We start from the raw sequence: 15,692 nt of genomic DNA, 5'->3' as shown, positions 1-15,692 counted from the left end.
TGCGTGACTTTAGACTATCGATCTGTCGATTCGTAGATTTCTCCGGCACTTCTTATCCAGCCGCGATCGCCTCGACCTCCACCTTGAATTCCGGTCGCGCGAAGCCCGACACGATCATCAGTGTCGAGGCTGGAGCCGGGCTGGCAAACAGCCGATCGCGGACATCCATATAGGGCCGCAGATGCGCGCGGTCGGTGACGTAGGCGTTGATGCGTACAATGTCGGCAAGCCCGAGCCCGGCTTCAGCCAGAATCGCCGCTATGTTTTGAAAGCAGAGTTCGGCCTGGGCGCCGGCATCCTCCGGAATCTGGTCATCCGCCGTTATAGCGACTTGACCCGAGCACAGCACCAGCCGCTTGCCCGCCGGCACTTCGACGCCATGGCTGTAGCGGGCGAAAGGCGGCTTGATCGACTTCGGGGTGAGGAATCTGACCATGGCAATCTCCGGTTCTGCGGCTAGCCTAGGGCCGGACGGCTGGGCCCTCAAGATGCGGTGCATGGCATAGGGGCGATTGTGGACAGGCGTCCAAAAAATAGGCACGATGCCTCCCGCACAGCATGACCCGTCCGGTCTTGGCAATGACGTCCGCGTGAAGCAGGCGGTCCGGGCGGTGGCATGTGTCTTGCTTCTTGGACCAATGGTGTCGAGCCCGGCGCGTGACGCTCCGGAGCCAACAAAGGGTGGTGTCGATGTACGGAAGACGGAAGATTTTGGCTGGCGCTCTCGCGCTGCTTGGAGCCAGCACGCTGGGTGCGGCTGCGAACGAGAAAGTCACCTTCGGCACCAACTGGCTGGCCGAGCCCGAGCATGGCGGCTACTACCAGGCTGTCGCCGACGGTACCTATGCCGCCTGCGGCCTCGACGTGACGATCTCGCAGGGCGGTCCGCAGGTCAGCGGCCGGCCGCTGCTGCTGGCCGGCAAGCTCGATTTTTATATGGGCGGCAATCTCTTGTCGGCCTTCGATGCCGTGCAGCAGGGCATTCCGATGCGCGTCGTCGCGGCCGATTTCCAGAAGGACCCGCAAGTCATCATGTCCCAGCCGGGGCAGGGACTGGACAAGTGGGAGGACCTGAAGAACGCCGACCAGTACATTCTCGGCGACGAAGGCGCGCAGACCTTCTTCCAGTGGATGGTCACCGAGCTCGGCTTCGATGCCGCCAAGCGCGTGCCCTACACCTTCAATCCGGCGCCCTTCATCGCCAACAAGAAGTCGATCCAGCAGGGCTATGTCACCTCCGAGCCGTTCGCGGTGCAGAAAGCCGGCGGTTTCCTGCCGAACCAGTTCCTGCTCGCCGACTATGGCTGGGAGACCTATGCGACCACCGTCGAGGTCATGCAGGACACGATCGACAAGCGGCCGGAGGTCGTCCAGTGCTTCGTCGATGGCTCGGCCAAGGGCTGGTACAATTACCTCTACGGCGACAACAAGGCCGCCAACGACATGATCAAGAAGGACAATCCTGACATGACGGATGAGCAGATCGCCTTCTCGATCGAACAGCTGAAAAAATTCGGCGTGGTCGATTCCGGCGATTCGGAAAAGCTCGGCATCGGCGCCATGACCGACGCACGTATCCAGAGTTTCTACGACAAGATGGTCAAGGCCAAGGTTGCGCAGCCCGGCATCGACATCAAGAAGGCCTATACGCTGGCCTTCATCAACAAGGGCGTCGGGCTCGAGCTGAAGAAGTAATCGTGAGACTGGAGACAATGGCGAAGGCGCCCATGACAGCGTCGGGCGAAAGCCCGATGCTTTTGGCGCTGCGCCATGTCGGCAAGGTGTTTTCCAACGGCGTCACGGCGCTGAGCGATGTCGACCTGACAATCCGCGAAGGCGATTTTCTCAGCCTGCTCGGGCCGTCAGGCTGCGGCAAGTCGACGGCGCTCAGGCTGATCGCCGGCCTGTCGACGCCGACCTCAGGCGTGCTCGACTGGCGCGGTTCGATCGACCGCTCGAACATCGGCTTCGTCTTCCAGGAGCCGACGCTGCTGCCCTGGGCCAATGTCTTCGACAATGTCTGGCTGCCGCTGCGGCTGAAAGGCATCTCGCGCGCCAAGGCAGCGCCGGCGGTGACGGAGATGCTGGCGCGGGTGCATCTGACCGGCTTCGAGAATGCCGTGCCGCGCGAGCTTTCCGGCGGCATGAAGATGCGCGTCTCGATCGCGCGCGCCATGGTGACCAAGCCGCGCATCCTGTTGATGGACGAGCCGTTCGCAGCGCTCGACGAGATCACCCGTTTCAAGCTCAACAACGATCTTCTGGAGCTATGGCAGGACGAACGCTTCACCGTCGTCTTCGTCACCCACAGCGTCTTCGAAAGCGTGTTCCTGTCCAACCGAGTCGTCGTCATGGCGGCGCGGCCGGGACGCGTCCATGCCGAGTTGGCCATCGATGCCGCCTATCCGCGTGACGAGGTGTTTCGGACCTCGCCCGACTATGCCGCGCTCTGCCGCCAGGCCTCGGACATTCTGGTCAACGCCATCAACACATCAGCCGGACCGCACCATGACGGCCATTGAGCAGCCCTCACTGACTCTCGATCCGGAGGAGGCGGGCCGTGTGCGCCAGGAGCGGCTGGAGCGGATTGGTAGATGGCTGCTGCCGCTGGCAATCATGATCCTGGCGATCTGGTTCTGGGACCGTATCTGCGTCTGGAACGAGATTCCGAAATACATCCTGCCGCGTCCGGGCGTCGTGCTGCAGACGCTGTACGACGATGCCGGGCTGCTGTTCTCCTCGCTTCTGGTGACGCTCAGGATCACCTTCCTCAGCCTGTTGCTCGCCGTCATTGGCGGCGTTGGGCTGGCGGTGCTGTTTGCGCAATCGAAATGGGTGGAAATGTCGTTCTTCCCCTTCGCCATCGTGCTGCAGGTGACGCCGATCGTGGCGATCTTCCCACTGATCAACATCTATGTGAACAACCAGACGGTGAAGCTGCTGCTGTGCGCCTGGATCGTCGCCTTCTTCCCGATCCTGTCCAACACCACGCTTGGCCTCAATTCGGTCGACCGCAACCTGCGCGACATGTTCAAGCTCAACGGCGCCACACGCTGGCAGCAATTGCGCTATCTCAGGCTGCCGGCGGCGATGCCGTATTTCCTCGGTGGGTTAAAAATCGCCGGCGGCCTGTCGCTGATCGGCGCCGTGGTGGCCGAGTTCGTCGCCGGCGCGCAGGGGCAGTCGTCGGGGCTGGCGTCGCGCATCATCGAGGCCGGCTACCGGCTCAATGCGCCGCGGCTGTTTGCGGCGCTGATCCTGATTTCGCTGACGGGCATAGTGATCTTCCTGGTGCTGTCGCTGGTGTCGCATCTCATCCTGCGGCGCTGGCACGAGAGCGCGCTGAAGCAGGAGCGGTAGGGATGTTTTACGCCTTGGACAAAAGCTGGCTGCCGTCCGTGCAGACGTTGGCGCTGCCCCTCATTGTCCTGCCGGACATTTCTCCCCGTATAGTGACGGGGAGAAAGATGCCGTCACATATGGTTTCGCCGATCGTTAGCGTCGCAAAACGAGCGCCGACAGTCGTGACAGCCCCTTCTCCCCGTCACTATACGGGGAGAAGGTGCCGGCAGGCGGATGAGGGGCAGCGGTGACTTCGGCGGTTATTCCACAATCCGGCCACTTCGCACTTTCCAAAGTCCGGCTTCACACATCCGTCACGCCCGGCTTTGCCGCGGCCTTTGATAGCGATGGCTTCGCGCTGGCCGACATCACTGTCGCCGGTGGCAAGATCTCAGCCATCACGCCGCACAAGAAATCAAAAGCGCCGGCCGATGCCATCGACCTTGCCGGCCGCATCATCCTGCCGTGCTTCGTCGACTGCCACACCCATATCGACAAAGGCCACATCTGGCCGCGAAAACCCAATCCCGATGGCACCTTCATGGGCGCACTCAATGCCACCGGCGCCGATCGCGCCGCACGCTGGAATGCCGAGGATGTGGCGCGGCGCATGGATTTCTCGCTGCGCTCAGCCTATGCGCACGGCACCAAGGCGCTGCGCACGCATCTCGACAGCGTGCCGCCGCAGGAAGAAATCTCCTGGCCGGTGTTCGAGACGATGCGGGAGACATGGCGCGGCCGCATCGAGCTGCAGGCTGCCTGCCTGCTCGGCATCGAGGGCGTGCGCGACAAGGAATGGTTCGAGAGGCTGGCCAAGCGTGTCGCTGCCGCCAAGGGCGTACTGGGCGTCGTCACCTATATGGTGCCGGATCTCGAAGAACTGCTCGACAAGGTGTTTTCTGAGGCGATCAAGCACGGGCTCGATCTCGATTTCCACGCCGACGAGACGGACGACGTCGCGGCGATCTCGCTGAAGAAGATCTCCGAGGCTGCCCTCTGGAACGGCTTCGAGGGTAACATCCTGGTGGGACATTGCTGCTCGCTGGCACGCCAGCCGGATCTCGACGTGCTGGACACGCTGGACAAGGTGGCCAAGGCCGGGCTGGCCGTGGTGTCGCTGCCAATGTGCAATCTCTATCTGCAGGACCGGCGCGCCGACCAGACCACGCCACGCTGGCGCGGGGTGACACTGCTGCACGAGATGAAGGCGAGGGGCATTCCGGTCGCCGTCGCCTCCGACAACACGCGCGACCCGTTCTATGCCTATGGCGATCTCGACATGCTGGAGGTCTACCGTATGGCGACGCGCATCCTGCATTTCGATCATCCGGTCGGCGATTGGCCGCAAGCGGTGGCGACGACGCCGGCCAAGGTGATGCGGCTCGACGGTCTCGGTACGCTGGCTGCCGGCGGCAGCGCAGACTTCATCGTCTTCAAGGGACGGAGCTGGACGGAATTGCTGTCGCGGCCCGAATCGGATCGCATCGTCGTGCGCGACGGCAAGGCCATCGAACGCCAGCTGCCCGACTATGCCGAACTCGACGAACTGATGGTGGACTAATGGATGTTTCGGCGCTCAAACGCGATCTCGACGGGATAAAACTCGACGACAATCCAGCCATCGTCCAGCAGAAGAGCCGCGATTTCTACTGGTACAGCCCGGTGCTGAAACAGCAGCTCGACCATGTCACGGGCGACCTGATCGTGACGCCGAAAAACGAGGCTGAACTGATCCGCGTGCTCGCCGCCTGCCACCGCCACGGCGTACCGGTGACGCCGCGCGGCAGCGGCACCGGGAATTACGGGCAGGCGATGCCGCTGTCGGGCGGCGTGGTGCTCAATCTGGCCGAGATGAACGAGATCAAGACCATCGCGCCGGGCCGCGTCGTGACCGGGCCGGGCGCGATCCTCGCCGACATCGACAGAGCGACGCGGGCGCATTCCGGGCAGGAACTGCGGCTGTCGCCATCGACCTACAACACGGCGTCGATCGGCGGCTTCATCGCCGGTGGCTCGGGAGGTGTCGGCTCGATCAATTTCGGTGGCTTGCGCGATTTCGGCAATGTGCTGCGCCTGCGGGTCGTCACCATGGAGGCCGAGCCGAAGGCACTCGAACTCACCGGCGAGGATTTGCACAAGGTCACGCACGCCTACGGTACCAATGGTATAATCACAGAAGTCGAGATGCCGCTGACGGCGGCCTATGAGTGGATCGACGTGATCGTCGGCTTCGACGCTTTCATGCCGGCGGCCCGCTACGGCAATGCGCTGGCCTGCCAGGACGGCATCCTGACCAAGCTGATCACGCCGATCGCCGCCCCGGTGCCCCAACTCTATTTCAAGCGGCACCAGAAGTTTTTCAGGGAAGGGCAGAGCATCTGCGTCGTGATGGTTGCCCGGCATGGGCTCGACGCTTTCCTCGCGTTCACCGGTCGCGCCGGCGGCGAAATCATCTTCAATGCGGCAACAGTGACGGACGAGGACAAGAAAGGCCTGCCGCCGGGCTTCGAACTGGCGTGGAACCACACCACGCTGCGGGCACTGCGCGTCGATCCCGCGATCACCTACCTACAGTCGCTCTATCCGTTTCCCAACCAGTTGGCGCTGGTCGAGAAGATGGATGCGATGTTTCCGGGCGAGGTCTTCTCGCATCTCGAATTCGTGCGGCTCGACGGCAACATCACCTGCTTCGGCCTGCCGCTGGTCAAATTCACCACAGAGGCGCGGCTTAACGAGATCATCCGGCTGCATGAGGAGAACGGCTGCCCGATCTTCAACCCGCATCGCTACACGCTGGAAGAAGGCGGCATGAAGCAGACCGACGAAATCCAGCTCGCCTTCAAGCGCGAGACCGATCCGCAAGGCCTGCTCAACCCCGGCAAGATGATCGCCTGGGAAAATCCGGACTATGACTATCGCTCGGGCCGGACTTATTTGTTCAAGGGCCTGCAGAAGGCGGTGTGATGAGAGGTTTGCGCCCGTCCACCCCCCTCTGGCCTGCCGGCCATCTCCCCCTCAAGGGGGGAGATTATTCGCTCCACCTCTTTCGCCAATCTCCAATGTTGGAAGGACAGGCGCGGCGTAAAAGCTGCCAATCTCCCCCCTTGAGGGGGAGATGCCCGGCAGGGCAGAGGGGGGTGCTTCGCGCTGACCCCGGCAATGCCTCCCCATGAAAGTTCTCGTCCTCTATGCGCATCCGGTGGAGACCAGCTTCAACGCCGGCATGCACCGGACGATCGTCGAGCGGCTGACGGCGGCCGGCCATGACGTCGACGACTGCGATCTCTATGCCGAGGATTTCGATCCCAGGCTGACGCGCGGGGAGAGGCTGGACTATCACAACCAGCGCAGCCCCGCGGACCCGGCCGCACCCTATGTCGAGCGTCTGCTTATGGCCGAGGCGCTGGTGCTGTCCTACCCCGTCTGGAATTATGGCTTTCCGGCCATCCTGAAAGGCTTTTTCGACCGCGTCTTCCTGCCCGGAGTGTCGTTCAAGCTGGTCGACGGCCAGGCGCAGCCATCGCTGCACAACATCCGTAAACTGGCGGCCGTCACCACCTATGGCGGCGGCCGGTTTCGCGCCATGCTGATGGGCGATCCGCCGCGCCGGCTGGTCAAACGGATGCTGCGGGCGACGATCAAGCCCGGCGCCTCCGTGTCCTACCTCGCGCATTATTCGATGAACCTGTCGACCGACGAGACGCGGGCGGCCTTCCTCGCCAGGGTCGCGGCCAGGATGGATCAATTCTGATGCGCGTGCTGGTGGTCTACTGCCATCCGGTGCCCGAAAGTTTTTGCGCCGCTATTCGCGACACGGCTGTCGATGTGCTTCAGGCGCGAGGCTGGGAGGTGCGCCTGCTCGACCTCTATGCGGAAAACTTCGACCCGGTGATGGGAAGCGATGAGCGGCGCGCCTACAATGAGCGCGCGCCGGAGGATCTGGCGCTGAAGCCGCATTTCGAGCATCTCGCCTGGGCGCAGGCGATCCTCTTCATCTATCCGACCTGGTGGTACGGGTTGCCGGCAATGCTGAAGGGCTGGCTCGATCGGGTGTGGGCGACCGATGTCGCCTTCAAGCTGCCGGCGGGCAAGGGGCGCATCACGTCGCTGATGACACATGTCACCAAGGTCGGCGTTATCACCACCTGCGGCGCGCCGACCTGGTGGAGCGTCGTCGTCGGCCAGCCTGGCCGCAAGACCTTGCTGCGCGGCACGCGGGCGCTGTGCGCTCGCCGCTGCCGGACGTTCTTCCTGGCGCATTACCTGATGGACGCCTCGACGCCGAAGAGCCGGGCGGCGTTTCTCACGAAAGTTCGCAGGAAGCTGGAGCGGTTTTGAGGTTAGCCTTCTTCGCCCCGTTTACGGGGAGAAGATGCCGGCAGGCAGATGAGGGGCGGCGCGAACTCTGCAGACCTTGGCGCCGCCCCCTCATCCGGCCCTTCGGGCCACCTTCTCTCCGTGAACGGGGCGAAGGAAGAGAGCGCTACATTTTCGTCCGTTCCGCCTTCGGATCATACATCGGCTTCAGCGATGCTTCGGCGGTGAAACGCTCGCCGGCGATCTCTATCTCGTAGGATGAGGAAAGCACATCCGCCTCGCTCTCGCCCTTGCTTGGCACATAACCCAACCCAATCGCGCCACCAAGATGATGGCCGTAATTGCCTGAGGTGATTGGGCCGACGATCTTGCCGTCGCGCAGGATGGCCTCATTGTGGAAGAGCAGGGGCTCAGGGTCCTTCAGCCGGAACTGGACCAACCGGCGTGACAGGCCGGCCTCCTTTTTCTTGAGCACCGCGTCGCGACCGATGAAGTCGCCTTTTGCCGTCTTCACTGCAAAGCCGAGGCCGGCCTCCAGCACATTGTCCTCGTCGGTGATGTCGTGGCCGAAATGGCGGAAGGCCTTTTCGATGCGGCAGGAATCGAGCGTATGCAGGCCGCAGAGTTTCAGGCCGACATCCGCGCCGGCCTCGTCGATCGCTTCGAAGACATGCGCTGCCTGATCGGTCGAGACGTAAAGCTCCCAGCCGAGCTCGCCGACATAGGTGACGCGGTGGGCGCGGGCGAGGCCCATGCCGATCTCGATCTCCTGGAACGTGCCGAACGGATTGTTCTCGTTGGAAAAATCGTTGGGGCTGACCTTCTGGATCAGCTTCCGCGCATCCGGCCCCATCAGGCAGAGCACGCTTTCAGCTGCGGTCACGTCGGTGATGACGACGAATTCCTCGCCGACATGCCGGAGCAGCCAGGCCAGGTCGCGCCGCAGCGTCGCGCCGGGAACGACGAGGAAATAGGCCGTCTCCGACAGCCGCGATACGGTGAGATCGCTTTCGATGCCGCCGCGCTGGTTGAGCATCTGGGTGTAGACGATCTTGCTCGGCGCGACGTCCATGTCGTTGGCGCAGAGCTTTTGCAGGAAGGCGCAGGCATCGCGGCCTTCGACGCGGATCTTGCCGAACGAGGTCATGTCGAACAGGCCGACCTTGTTGCGGACCGCGAGGTGTTCCTCGCGCTGGTTGCCGAACCAGTTCTGCCGTTTCCAGGAGTAGCGGTATTCGCGCTCCTGTCCCGGCCTGGCAAACCAGTTGGCGCGCTCCCAGCCGGCGACTTCGCCGAAGACCGCGCCGCGCGCCTTCAGATGCTCATGCAGCGGCGAGCGCCTGACATTCCTGGACGTTGCCATCTGCCGGTAAGGAAAATGGTCGGCATAGAGAAGGCCGAGCGTTTCGGAGACACGCTCCTTTAGATAGCGGCGGTTCTTCTGGAACGGCTGGGCGCGGCGGATGTCGACTTCCCAGAGGTCGAAGGGCGCTTCGCCATCGTTGATCCATTGTGCCAGCGCCATGCCGGCGCCGCCGGAGGAGACGATGCCGATCGAGTTGTAGCCGGTCGCCATCCAATAACCCCGCAGCTCCGGCGCTTCGCCGAGATAGTAGCGGTCGTCCGGAGTAAAGCTTTCGGGGCCGTTGAAGAAGGTGTGGATGCCGGCAGTCGCCAGCATCGGCATGCGGTTGACGCCCATTTCGAGGATCGGTTCGAAATGCTCCATATCCTCGGGCAGTTGGTCGAAGCAGAAATCCTCGCGGATGCCGTCCATGCCCCAGGGTTTTGCCACAGGCTCGAAAGCACCGAGCATCATCTTGCCGGCGTCTTCCTTGTAGTAGGCGCATTCGTCCGGCACGCGCAGCACCGGCAGCCGGCCGAGGCCGGGGATGGGCTCGGTGACCAGGTAAAAATGCTCGCAGGCATGCAGCGGGATGGTGACGCCATTCTGGGCGCCGAGTTCACGCGCCCACATGCCGGCGCAGTTGACGACGATGTCGGCCTCGATCGTGCCTTGGTCCTCGCCTTGCGCCCACGACACGCCGGTGACACGGCCGGCTTTGGTGTGGACCTTGGTGACCTTCACATTTTCGACGATGGTGGCGCCGCGCTGGCGCGCGCCCTTGGCCAGCGCCATGGCGATGTTGGCCGGGTCGCACTGGCCGTCGAGCGGCAAATGCACGGCGCCGACCACGTCGGAGACGTTGAGATGCGGATACATCTCTTTGACTTCCCTAGGTGAAATCTCGCGTACATCGACATCGAAGGCGCGGGCGAGCGAGGCCTGCCTATAGATTTCGTGCTTGCGCTCTTCGGTCAGCGCCACGGTGATCGAACCGACCTGGCGCATGCCGGTGCCGACTTCGGTTTCGGCCTCCAGCTTGACGTAGAGGTCGGCCGAATATTTCGCCAGCCGCGTCATGTTCTGCGAGCCGCGCAGCTGGCCGATCAGGCCGGCGGCGTGCCATGTCGTGCCCGATGTCAGCTGCTTGCGTTCGAGCAGCACGATGTCGGTCCAGCCGAGCTTGGCCAGATGATAGGCGACCGAGCAGCCGGAGACGCCGCCGCCGATGATCACGGCGCGGGCTTTGGTGGGAATGGGTTTGGTCATGCGGCCTCGCGGCGATAGCTGGATGCGAAGCGGCGCAGGCGTTTTGCGGCTTCCTGAAGCACAGGTTCCGGCTGGCAGAGGCTGATGCGGATATGGCCGGCGGCGGCCTTGCCGAAGCTGGAGCCCGGCATGACGCCGACCTTTTCGGCATCGAGCAAAGCCCAGGCGAATTTCTCGTCGTCGGGCTCGACCGCCGAGATGTCGAGCATGACATACATGCCGCCCTCGGAGCCGTGCACGGTGACATTGTTCATGCCGCGCACCGCGTCGAGCATCGCGGTGCGGCGCGCCGCGTAGCGCTCGGCGATTTCCTTGACGCCGTAACGGTTTTCCAGCGCCTCGGCGCAGGCGATCGAGATGAAGGCCGGCAGGCCGTAGGTCGTCACCAGATTGAGGTTGGTCAACAGCGTGATCATCTCAGTCGGGCCGGTCAGCCAGCCCATGCGCCAGCCGGTCATGCCATGGCTCTTGGACATCGAGTTGATGACCAGCGTGCGCTCAGCCATGCCGGGCAGGCCGCGCGGCGAAATGTGTTCGCCGCCGCCCAGCGTCCAGTAGACCTCGTCCGACAGCAGCCAGAGGTCGTGCTCCCTGCAGATTGCGGCCAGTTCTTCCAGCCGCTCCCGCGAATAGACGGCGCCGGTCGGATTGTTCGGCGTGTTGATCAATATGGCGCGCGTGTTCGGCTTGAGCGCTGCGCGGATGCTGTCGGCGCGCGGCTGGAAACCGTCCGCGGCCGGCGTCTCGACCACGGTGAAACTGGCGCCGGCGGCGCTGAACGTGTTGGGGTAGGTGGCGTAATACGGCGCTACGACGATGGCATGGTCGCCCTGGTCGAGCACGGCCTGCACGGCAGCATAAAGGGCTGCCTGGCCGCCCGGCGTCGCGATCACCTGAGCGGGGCTCGTTTCGATGCCGGTGCAGGCGGTCGATGCCGCTGCCATCGCCCTGCGCAGGCGCGGAACGCCGGGAAGCGGAGTGTAGTGGTGGTTGCTGCCGCGAACCGCCGTCACGCAGGCTTCGATGGTTTGCGTAGGCGTGTCGAAATCATGGTCGCCGACCGACAGCATGATGATGTCCTGGCCGGCCTCCTTGCGGGCCCAGGCCTCGGTGTGGACCTCCCAGCCATCCTTGCCCGAAGGCACGATGCCGGAAATGCGCTTTGACGGTCTGGGCATCATTGAACTCCCGAAATCTGGTAATCGGCCTGTTCGAGCCGGTCACGCAAGGCAGCGATGTGGGCAGGGCCGACTTCGCAGCATCCGCCGACGATGGTGGCGCCGGCCTCGACCCAGCCGAGCGCCTGGTCGGCATAGGCATCAGGACCAAGGTCGTGGCGGGCGTGCAGCACATCGACGGTGCCGCCGTGCTTGAGCGCTTCGGTAGAGGTGAAGCCGTTGGCATAGGCGCCGACCGGGCCGCCGAGATCGATCAGTTCGGGCAGTGCCGCGGCGATCGCTTCGGGCCGACAGCAATTGACCAGCCGTGCTGCGAGCTGCAGGCCGTCGAGTGCACGCGAGGCCGTGGCGATCGCTTCGCCGCTCCGCAGGCGCGGGGTGCCGTGGTCGGCCAGCGTCCATGACACCCAGACCGGCTTGCCGCTTTCCGATGACGCCGTGACGGCCGCGCGCGCTTCATCGGCGGAGGCCATGGTTTCGCACAGAAAGAGATCGACGCCGTCCGCCTGCTCGGCAACGATGCGGCGGTAGATGTCGAGTGTGTCCTGATAGGAAATGGTCAGTGCCGGCGCATAGCTGCCGAACAGCGGCGACAGGCAGCCGGCGATGGTTGCCTCTCCGGCTTGCTCGCAAGCTTGCCTTGCAAGCTCGATGCCGCGCTTCTGCAGCGGCTTGAACAGTTCCTCTGCGCCCTCGCGAGCCAGCCGCTCCGGCGTGGCCGAATAGGTGTTGATGGTGATGACGCGGGCGCCGGCACGGATGAATTCCGCATGCAGGTCGCGCACCAGATCCGGTTCGTCGATCAGCACCCTGGCCGACCACAGCGGCGTCGGTTCGGATTTGCTGCGGCGGACCAGCTCCTGGCCCATACCGCCATCGGTGAGGATAACAGTCTTCACGCCCGCAGCCTCTCATTCTTCGGATCCCACAGCGGCTCGTCCTTCTGCACAACCGCCTTGAAACGGTCGCCGAAGATTTCGATCTCGATGGCGGTGTCGGGTTCAGCCAGATCGGCGCGCAGCATGCCGAGCGCGATGGATTTGTCGATACGATGACCCCAACCGCCCGAGGTCGTCTCGCCGACGATCTTGCCGTCATGCCATAGCGTCGACACCGAAGGCGCGTCGCAATCGCCGGGGTTTTCGACCACCAGGGTGACGAAGCGCTTCCTCACGCCTTGCTGCTTTTCGTTCTGCAGGGCTGCCTTGCCGCGGAAGTCGGGCTTGTCCCATTTGACGAAGCGCTCGAGCCCGCCCTGCAGGACCGTATAGTCGGTCGACAGGTCGCCCTTCCAGGTCCGGTAGCCTTTTTCGAGACGCAGCGAATCCAGCGCATACATGCCGAACGGCTTTAGCCCGTGCCTTTGTCCTGCCGCCCAGACGGCGTCGAAGATGGCGCCGGTGTCTTCCACCTTGGTGTGGATTTCCCAGCCGAGTTCGCCGGCGAAGGATACCCGCACCAGCTTCGCCCAGCGGCCGGCGATGGTGGTTTCCTGATGCGTCAGCCAGGGCAGCGAGAGATCCGCGCCACAGACCTCGGCCAGGATCTTGCGCGAATTGGGACCGGCGAGGATTTGCGTCGAATAGTCTTCGGTCCTGTCGGTGAGGGTGAAAGCTGCGTCCTTCGGCATGCGCGACTTCAGCCATTCGAAATCGTGCCACTGCGCTACCGCCGCGGTGATCAGCGTCATCTGCTCTTCGCCATGGCGCACCACAGACATCTCGGTGACGATGCGGCCCTTGTCGTCGGCGAAGTAGACGAGGCCGATGCGGCCGGGCTTGGGCACCAGGCCGGTGACCTGCAGCGCCAGCCATTCGGCTGCGCCAGGGCCTTCGAGGTTGAAGCGCGAGAAGCCGGGCAGGTCCAGAATGCCGGCGGCATCGCGCACCGCCAGGCATTCTTCGCGCACGCGGTGATGCCACGGCCCTTCTCGGTTGAAGGTAAGCGTGGCTTCTTCCGACGTATCGTCGCCGTCCTTCGCGTACCAGGTGGCACGCTCCCAGCCATTGTAAGCGTCGAACTGGGCGCCGAGCGCCTTGATGCGATCATGGATCGGCGACAGCTTGCGGTCGCGCCCCGCAGGCCAGGCATGGCGCGGGAACTGGATGGCGTATTCGTTGCCGTAGATCTCCATGCCTTTGGCGACGCTGTAGTCTTGTGCGGCGGCAAAGCTGGTGAAGCGGCGCGGATCGCAGGACCACATGTCCCATTCGGTCTGGCCTTCGGTGATCCATTCGGCCAGTACCTTGCCGGCGCCACCGCCTTGCGCGATGCCGAAAGTGAAGACGCAGGCCTCGAAAGCATTGGGAACGCCGGGCATCGGACCGATCAGCGGATTGCCGTCCGGCGCGTAGGGGATCGGTCCGTTGATGACCTTGGACAGGCCTGCGGTCCCGAGGATCGGCACGCGGGCGACGGCGTCGGCCAGATAATGTTCGAGACGGTCGAGATCATCGGGGAACAGCTGGAAGGAGAAATCCTCCGGCATAGGGTCGTTGTGGGTCGCCCAATGCGCGCGGCAATTGCGCTCATAGGGGCCGAGATTCATGCCGTTCTTTTCCTGGCGCAGATAGTAGGACGTGTCGACGTCGCGCAGCAGCGGCAGTTTCTTGCCCTGTTCCTTCGACCAGGCCATCAGTTCGGGGATTTCCTCGAACAAAATATATTGATGGCTCATCACCATCATCGGCACGTCGCGGCCGAACATTTTGCCGACTTCGGCGGCACGGTAGCCGGCGGCGTTGACGACGATCTCGCAGCGGATCTCGCCCTGCGGGGTTACAACCACCCATTCGTCGTTCTCGCGGCGCACACCCGTGACCGGACAGAAGCGGACGATCTTAGCGCCCATGTCGCGCGCGCCCTTGGCCAGCGCCTGGGTTAGCTGCGCCGGGTCGATGTCGCCGTCGCTCGGGTCGTAGAGCGCGCCTTTGAGATCATGCGTCTCAATGAAGGGATAGCGGCGCTTGATCTCGTCGGGACCGACAATGTCGATATCCATGCCCTGGTAGCGGCCCATGCCCTTGGCGCGCTGGAATTCCTGCATCCGCTCCTTGGTGTGGGCAAGCCGCAGCGAGCCGGTCACATGATAGTTCATGGGGTAGTCGACCGCGTCGGCGAGACCGCGATAAAGCTCGGTCGAATAGCGCTGCATGTTCATAAGCGACCAGGACGACGAGAAGGTCGGCACATTGCCGGCGGCATGCCAGGTCGAGCCCGATGTCAGCTCGTTCTTCTCAAGCAGCACGCAGTCGGTCCAGCCCGCCTTGCAAAGGTGGTAGAGCGCGGAGGTGCCGACGACACCGCCTCCGATAATCACCACGCGTGCCGTGGTCGGCAAACCGGCCATGTTCTTCTCCCAAACCTGAAGCGCGTTGCGCTTCTACTTTTTGTTTGATGCATGTCGTTGTCCCAAAACCGCTGCACACTTTTGGGCGACATGCATTCAATATACGGGTGGGGAAACCACCCAGATGACCACGGCCGGCTCTCTGCCGGGATTGCGCCAGCGGTACGGCTTGCGCCCGAAGCGGAAGGAATCGCCTTCACTGAGCCGATGCCAGACGCCGGCGATCTCGATCTCGAAAATACCCGAAGCGATATAGCCGGCTTCCTCGGTCGGTCGCAGCTGTTCGGTCTTCAGCTCCGCGCCCGGCGCGAAGATCGAACGCACCATCTCGAAACTACCGCCGAGATCGGGTGACAGAAGCTCCTCCACAAGGCCGGTTTCGCTTGTGCCAAGCGTGCGCCGGCTGCCGGCGCGCACGATCACGCCGCGTTCCTTCTCGATAGGCACGTCATGGCTGAAGAACAGGCTGAGCGGCACGCCGAACAGGTCGGCGAAGGCCCTGAGGTCGCCCAGCGAAGGGATCGACAGGCCGCGCTCGACCTGGCTGACCCAGCCGACGGAGCGGCCGAGGTTCAGCGCGATCTCGGCCAGTGTCAGCCCGCGCGCTTTGCGCAGCGCACGGATGTCGCTCGCCAGCAAGCGCTCGTCAGGTCCCTGCAATGTTTTGGCGATAGCTGGGGGCAAAACGCTCACTGGATGAAAATTCTGGAGTGAATTTCATGAGACCCCACGTGCGTGAAAAAATCAAGGGGATTTTCATGAGGCCACAAGATTTGCTTGCGCGATTTCGACGGTTCATGCAAAGGCTCGGCCACGAACGGCTGATGTGGGGGCGCCGGGTCGGCAACCAAGGTTTGGAATCTGCGCAAGGTCTTCCCTGAAAGCCGTTTCG

General features: G+C 63.4%; 13 protein-coding genes. 7 read left to right on the top strand and 6 right to left on the bottom strand.

Annotated features, from left to right (window positions below; translation table 11 throughout):
* Positions 1–52: 52 nt before the first annotated feature.
* Entirely contained in the window at positions 53–436 is a 384-nt protein-coding gene (locus AC1D1L_RS14180; RefSeq protein ID WP_477342123.1) for a RidA family protein, read from the bottom strand.
* Positions 437–690: 254 nt separating this feature from the next.
* Here AC1D1L_RS14180 and AC1D1L_RS14175 point away from each other — a divergent pair, with 254 nt between their 5' ends.
* The 7 genes from AC1D1L_RS14175 to AC1D1L_RS14145 all read left to right on the top strand — a co-directional run bounded on the left by AC1D1L_RS14175 (position 691) and on the right by AC1D1L_RS14145 (position 7,680).
* Positions 691–1,695 carry an ABC transporter substrate-binding protein gene (locus AC1D1L_RS14175; protein ID WP_477310837.1) on the top strand — a complete coding sequence of 335 codons (1,005 nt, stop codon included), beginning with the start codon at positions 691–693 and terminating at the stop codon, positions 1,693–1,695.
* Between the two features lie 17 nt (positions 1,696–1,712).
* Positions 1,713–2,522 carry an ABC transporter ATP-binding protein gene (locus AC1D1L_RS14170; protein WP_477342121.1) on the top strand — a complete coding sequence of 270 codons (810 nt, stop codon included), beginning with the start codon at positions 1,713–1,715 and terminating at the stop codon, positions 2,520–2,522.
* Complete coding sequence (locus tag AC1D1L_RS14165) at positions 2,509–3,360, top strand: ABC transporter permease (RefSeq protein WP_477310841.1); 852 nt, start codon at positions 2,509–2,511, stop codon at positions 3,358–3,360. The genes AC1D1L_RS14170 and AC1D1L_RS14165 overlap by 14 nt, the downstream gene beginning before the upstream one ends.
* A 229-nt stretch (positions 3,361–3,589) precedes the next feature.
* Complete coding sequence (locus tag AC1D1L_RS14160; RefSeq protein WP_477342118.1) at positions 3,590–4,903, top strand: cytosine deaminase; 1,314 nt, start codon at positions 3,590–3,592, stop codon at positions 4,901–4,903.
* Positions 4,903–6,306, top strand: a complete 1,404-nt coding sequence (locus AC1D1L_RS14155) for an FAD-binding oxidoreductase (protein WP_477342116.1) — start codon at positions 4,903–4,905, stop codon at positions 6,304–6,306. Before AC1D1L_RS14160 ends, AC1D1L_RS14155 begins: the two co-directional genes overlap by 1 nt.
* A 205-nt stretch (positions 6,307–6,511) precedes the next feature.
* Positions 6,512–7,093, top strand: a complete 582-nt coding sequence (locus AC1D1L_RS14150; RefSeq protein ID WP_477342115.1) for an NAD(P)H-dependent oxidoreductase — start codon at positions 6,512–6,514, stop codon at positions 7,091–7,093.
* Entirely contained in the window at positions 7,093–7,680 is a 588-nt protein-coding gene (locus AC1D1L_RS14145; protein ID WP_477342113.1) for an NAD(P)H-dependent oxidoreductase, read from the top strand. The genes AC1D1L_RS14150 and AC1D1L_RS14145 overlap by 1 nt, the downstream gene beginning before the upstream one ends.
* A gap of 145 nt (positions 7,681–7,825) precedes the next feature.
* Here AC1D1L_RS14145 and AC1D1L_RS14140 read toward each other — a convergent pair whose 3' ends face one another.
* From AC1D1L_RS14140 to AC1D1L_RS14120, 5 genes are all read right to left on the bottom strand, one after another.
* Positions 7,826–10,273: a GcvT family protein gene (locus AC1D1L_RS14140; protein WP_477342111.1), complete on the bottom strand. Its 2,448-nt coding sequence runs from the start codon at positions 10,271–10,273 to the stop codon at positions 7,826–7,828.
* Positions 10,270–11,451 carry a pyridoxal phosphate-dependent aminotransferase gene (locus tag AC1D1L_RS14135; protein WP_477342109.1) on the bottom strand — a complete coding sequence of 394 codons (1,182 nt, stop codon included), beginning with the start codon at positions 11,449–11,451 and terminating at the stop codon, positions 10,270–10,272. The genes AC1D1L_RS14140 and AC1D1L_RS14135 overlap by 4 nt, the downstream gene beginning before the upstream one ends.
* Positions 11,451–12,350 carry a homocysteine S-methyltransferase family protein gene (locus AC1D1L_RS14130; protein WP_477342107.1) on the bottom strand — a complete coding sequence of 300 codons (900 nt, stop codon included), beginning with the start codon at positions 12,348–12,350 and terminating at the stop codon, positions 11,451–11,453. Before AC1D1L_RS14130 ends, AC1D1L_RS14135 begins: the two co-directional genes overlap by 1 nt.
* Positions 12,347–14,800: a GcvT family protein gene (locus AC1D1L_RS14125; protein WP_477342105.1), complete on the bottom strand. Its 2,454-nt coding sequence runs from the start codon at positions 14,798–14,800 to the stop codon at positions 12,347–12,349. The genes AC1D1L_RS14130 and AC1D1L_RS14125 overlap by 4 nt, the downstream gene beginning before the upstream one ends.
* Before the next feature lie 96 nt (positions 14,801–14,896).
* Entirely contained in the window at positions 14,897–15,439 is a 543-nt protein-coding gene (locus tag AC1D1L_RS14120) for a helix-turn-helix domain-containing protein (protein ID WP_477342195.1), read from the bottom strand.
* Between the last annotated feature and the right edge of the window lie 253 nt (positions 15,440–15,692).

This window comes from Mesorhizobium sp. P2_D6 (assembly GCF_056404315.1).
Note: the sequence above shows the minus strand (reverse complement) of the source record. Positions and strands in the feature narration are given on the sequence as shown.

What these genes read in the sequence shown, in the direction of transcription:
- AC1D1L_RS14165 (WP_477310841.1), top strand. Translation starts at nt 2,509, where the DNA reads ATGACGGCCATTGAGCAGCCCTCACTGACTCTCGATCCGGAGGAGGCG.
- AC1D1L_RS14155 (WP_477342116.1), top strand. Translation starts at nt 4,903, where the DNA reads ATGGATGTTTCGGCGCTCAAACGCGATCTCGACGGGATAAAACTCGAC.
- AC1D1L_RS14135 (WP_477342109.1), bottom strand. Translation starts at nt 11,451, where the DNA reads ATGCCCAGACCGTCAAAGCGCATTTCCGGCATCGTGCCTTCGGGCAAG.
- AC1D1L_RS14140 (WP_477342111.1), bottom strand. Translation starts at nt 10,273, where the DNA reads ATGACCAAACCCATTCCCACCAAAGCCCGCGCCGTGATCATCGGCGGC.
- AC1D1L_RS14125 (WP_477342105.1), bottom strand. Translation starts at nt 14,800, where the DNA reads ATGGCCGGTTTGCCGACCACGGCACGCGTGGTGATTATCGGAGGCGGT.
- AC1D1L_RS14175 (WP_477310837.1), top strand. Translation starts at nt 691, where the DNA reads ATGTACGGAAGACGGAAGATTTTGGCTGGCGCTCTCGCGCTGCTTGGA.
- AC1D1L_RS14170 (WP_477342121.1), top strand. Translation starts at nt 1,713, where the DNA reads ATGGCGAAGGCGCCCATGACAGCGTCGGGCGAAAGCCCGATGCTTTTG.
- AC1D1L_RS14150 (WP_477342115.1), top strand. Translation starts at nt 6,512, where the DNA reads ATGAAAGTTCTCGTCCTCTATGCGCATCCGGTGGAGACCAGCTTCAAC.
- AC1D1L_RS14180 (WP_477342123.1), bottom strand. Translation starts at nt 436, where the DNA reads ATGGTCAGATTCCTCACCCCGAAGTCGATCAAGCCGCCTTTCGCCCGC.
- AC1D1L_RS14145 (WP_477342113.1), top strand. Translation starts at nt 7,093, where the DNA reads ATGCGCGTGCTGGTGGTCTACTGCCATCCGGTGCCCGAAAGTTTTTGC.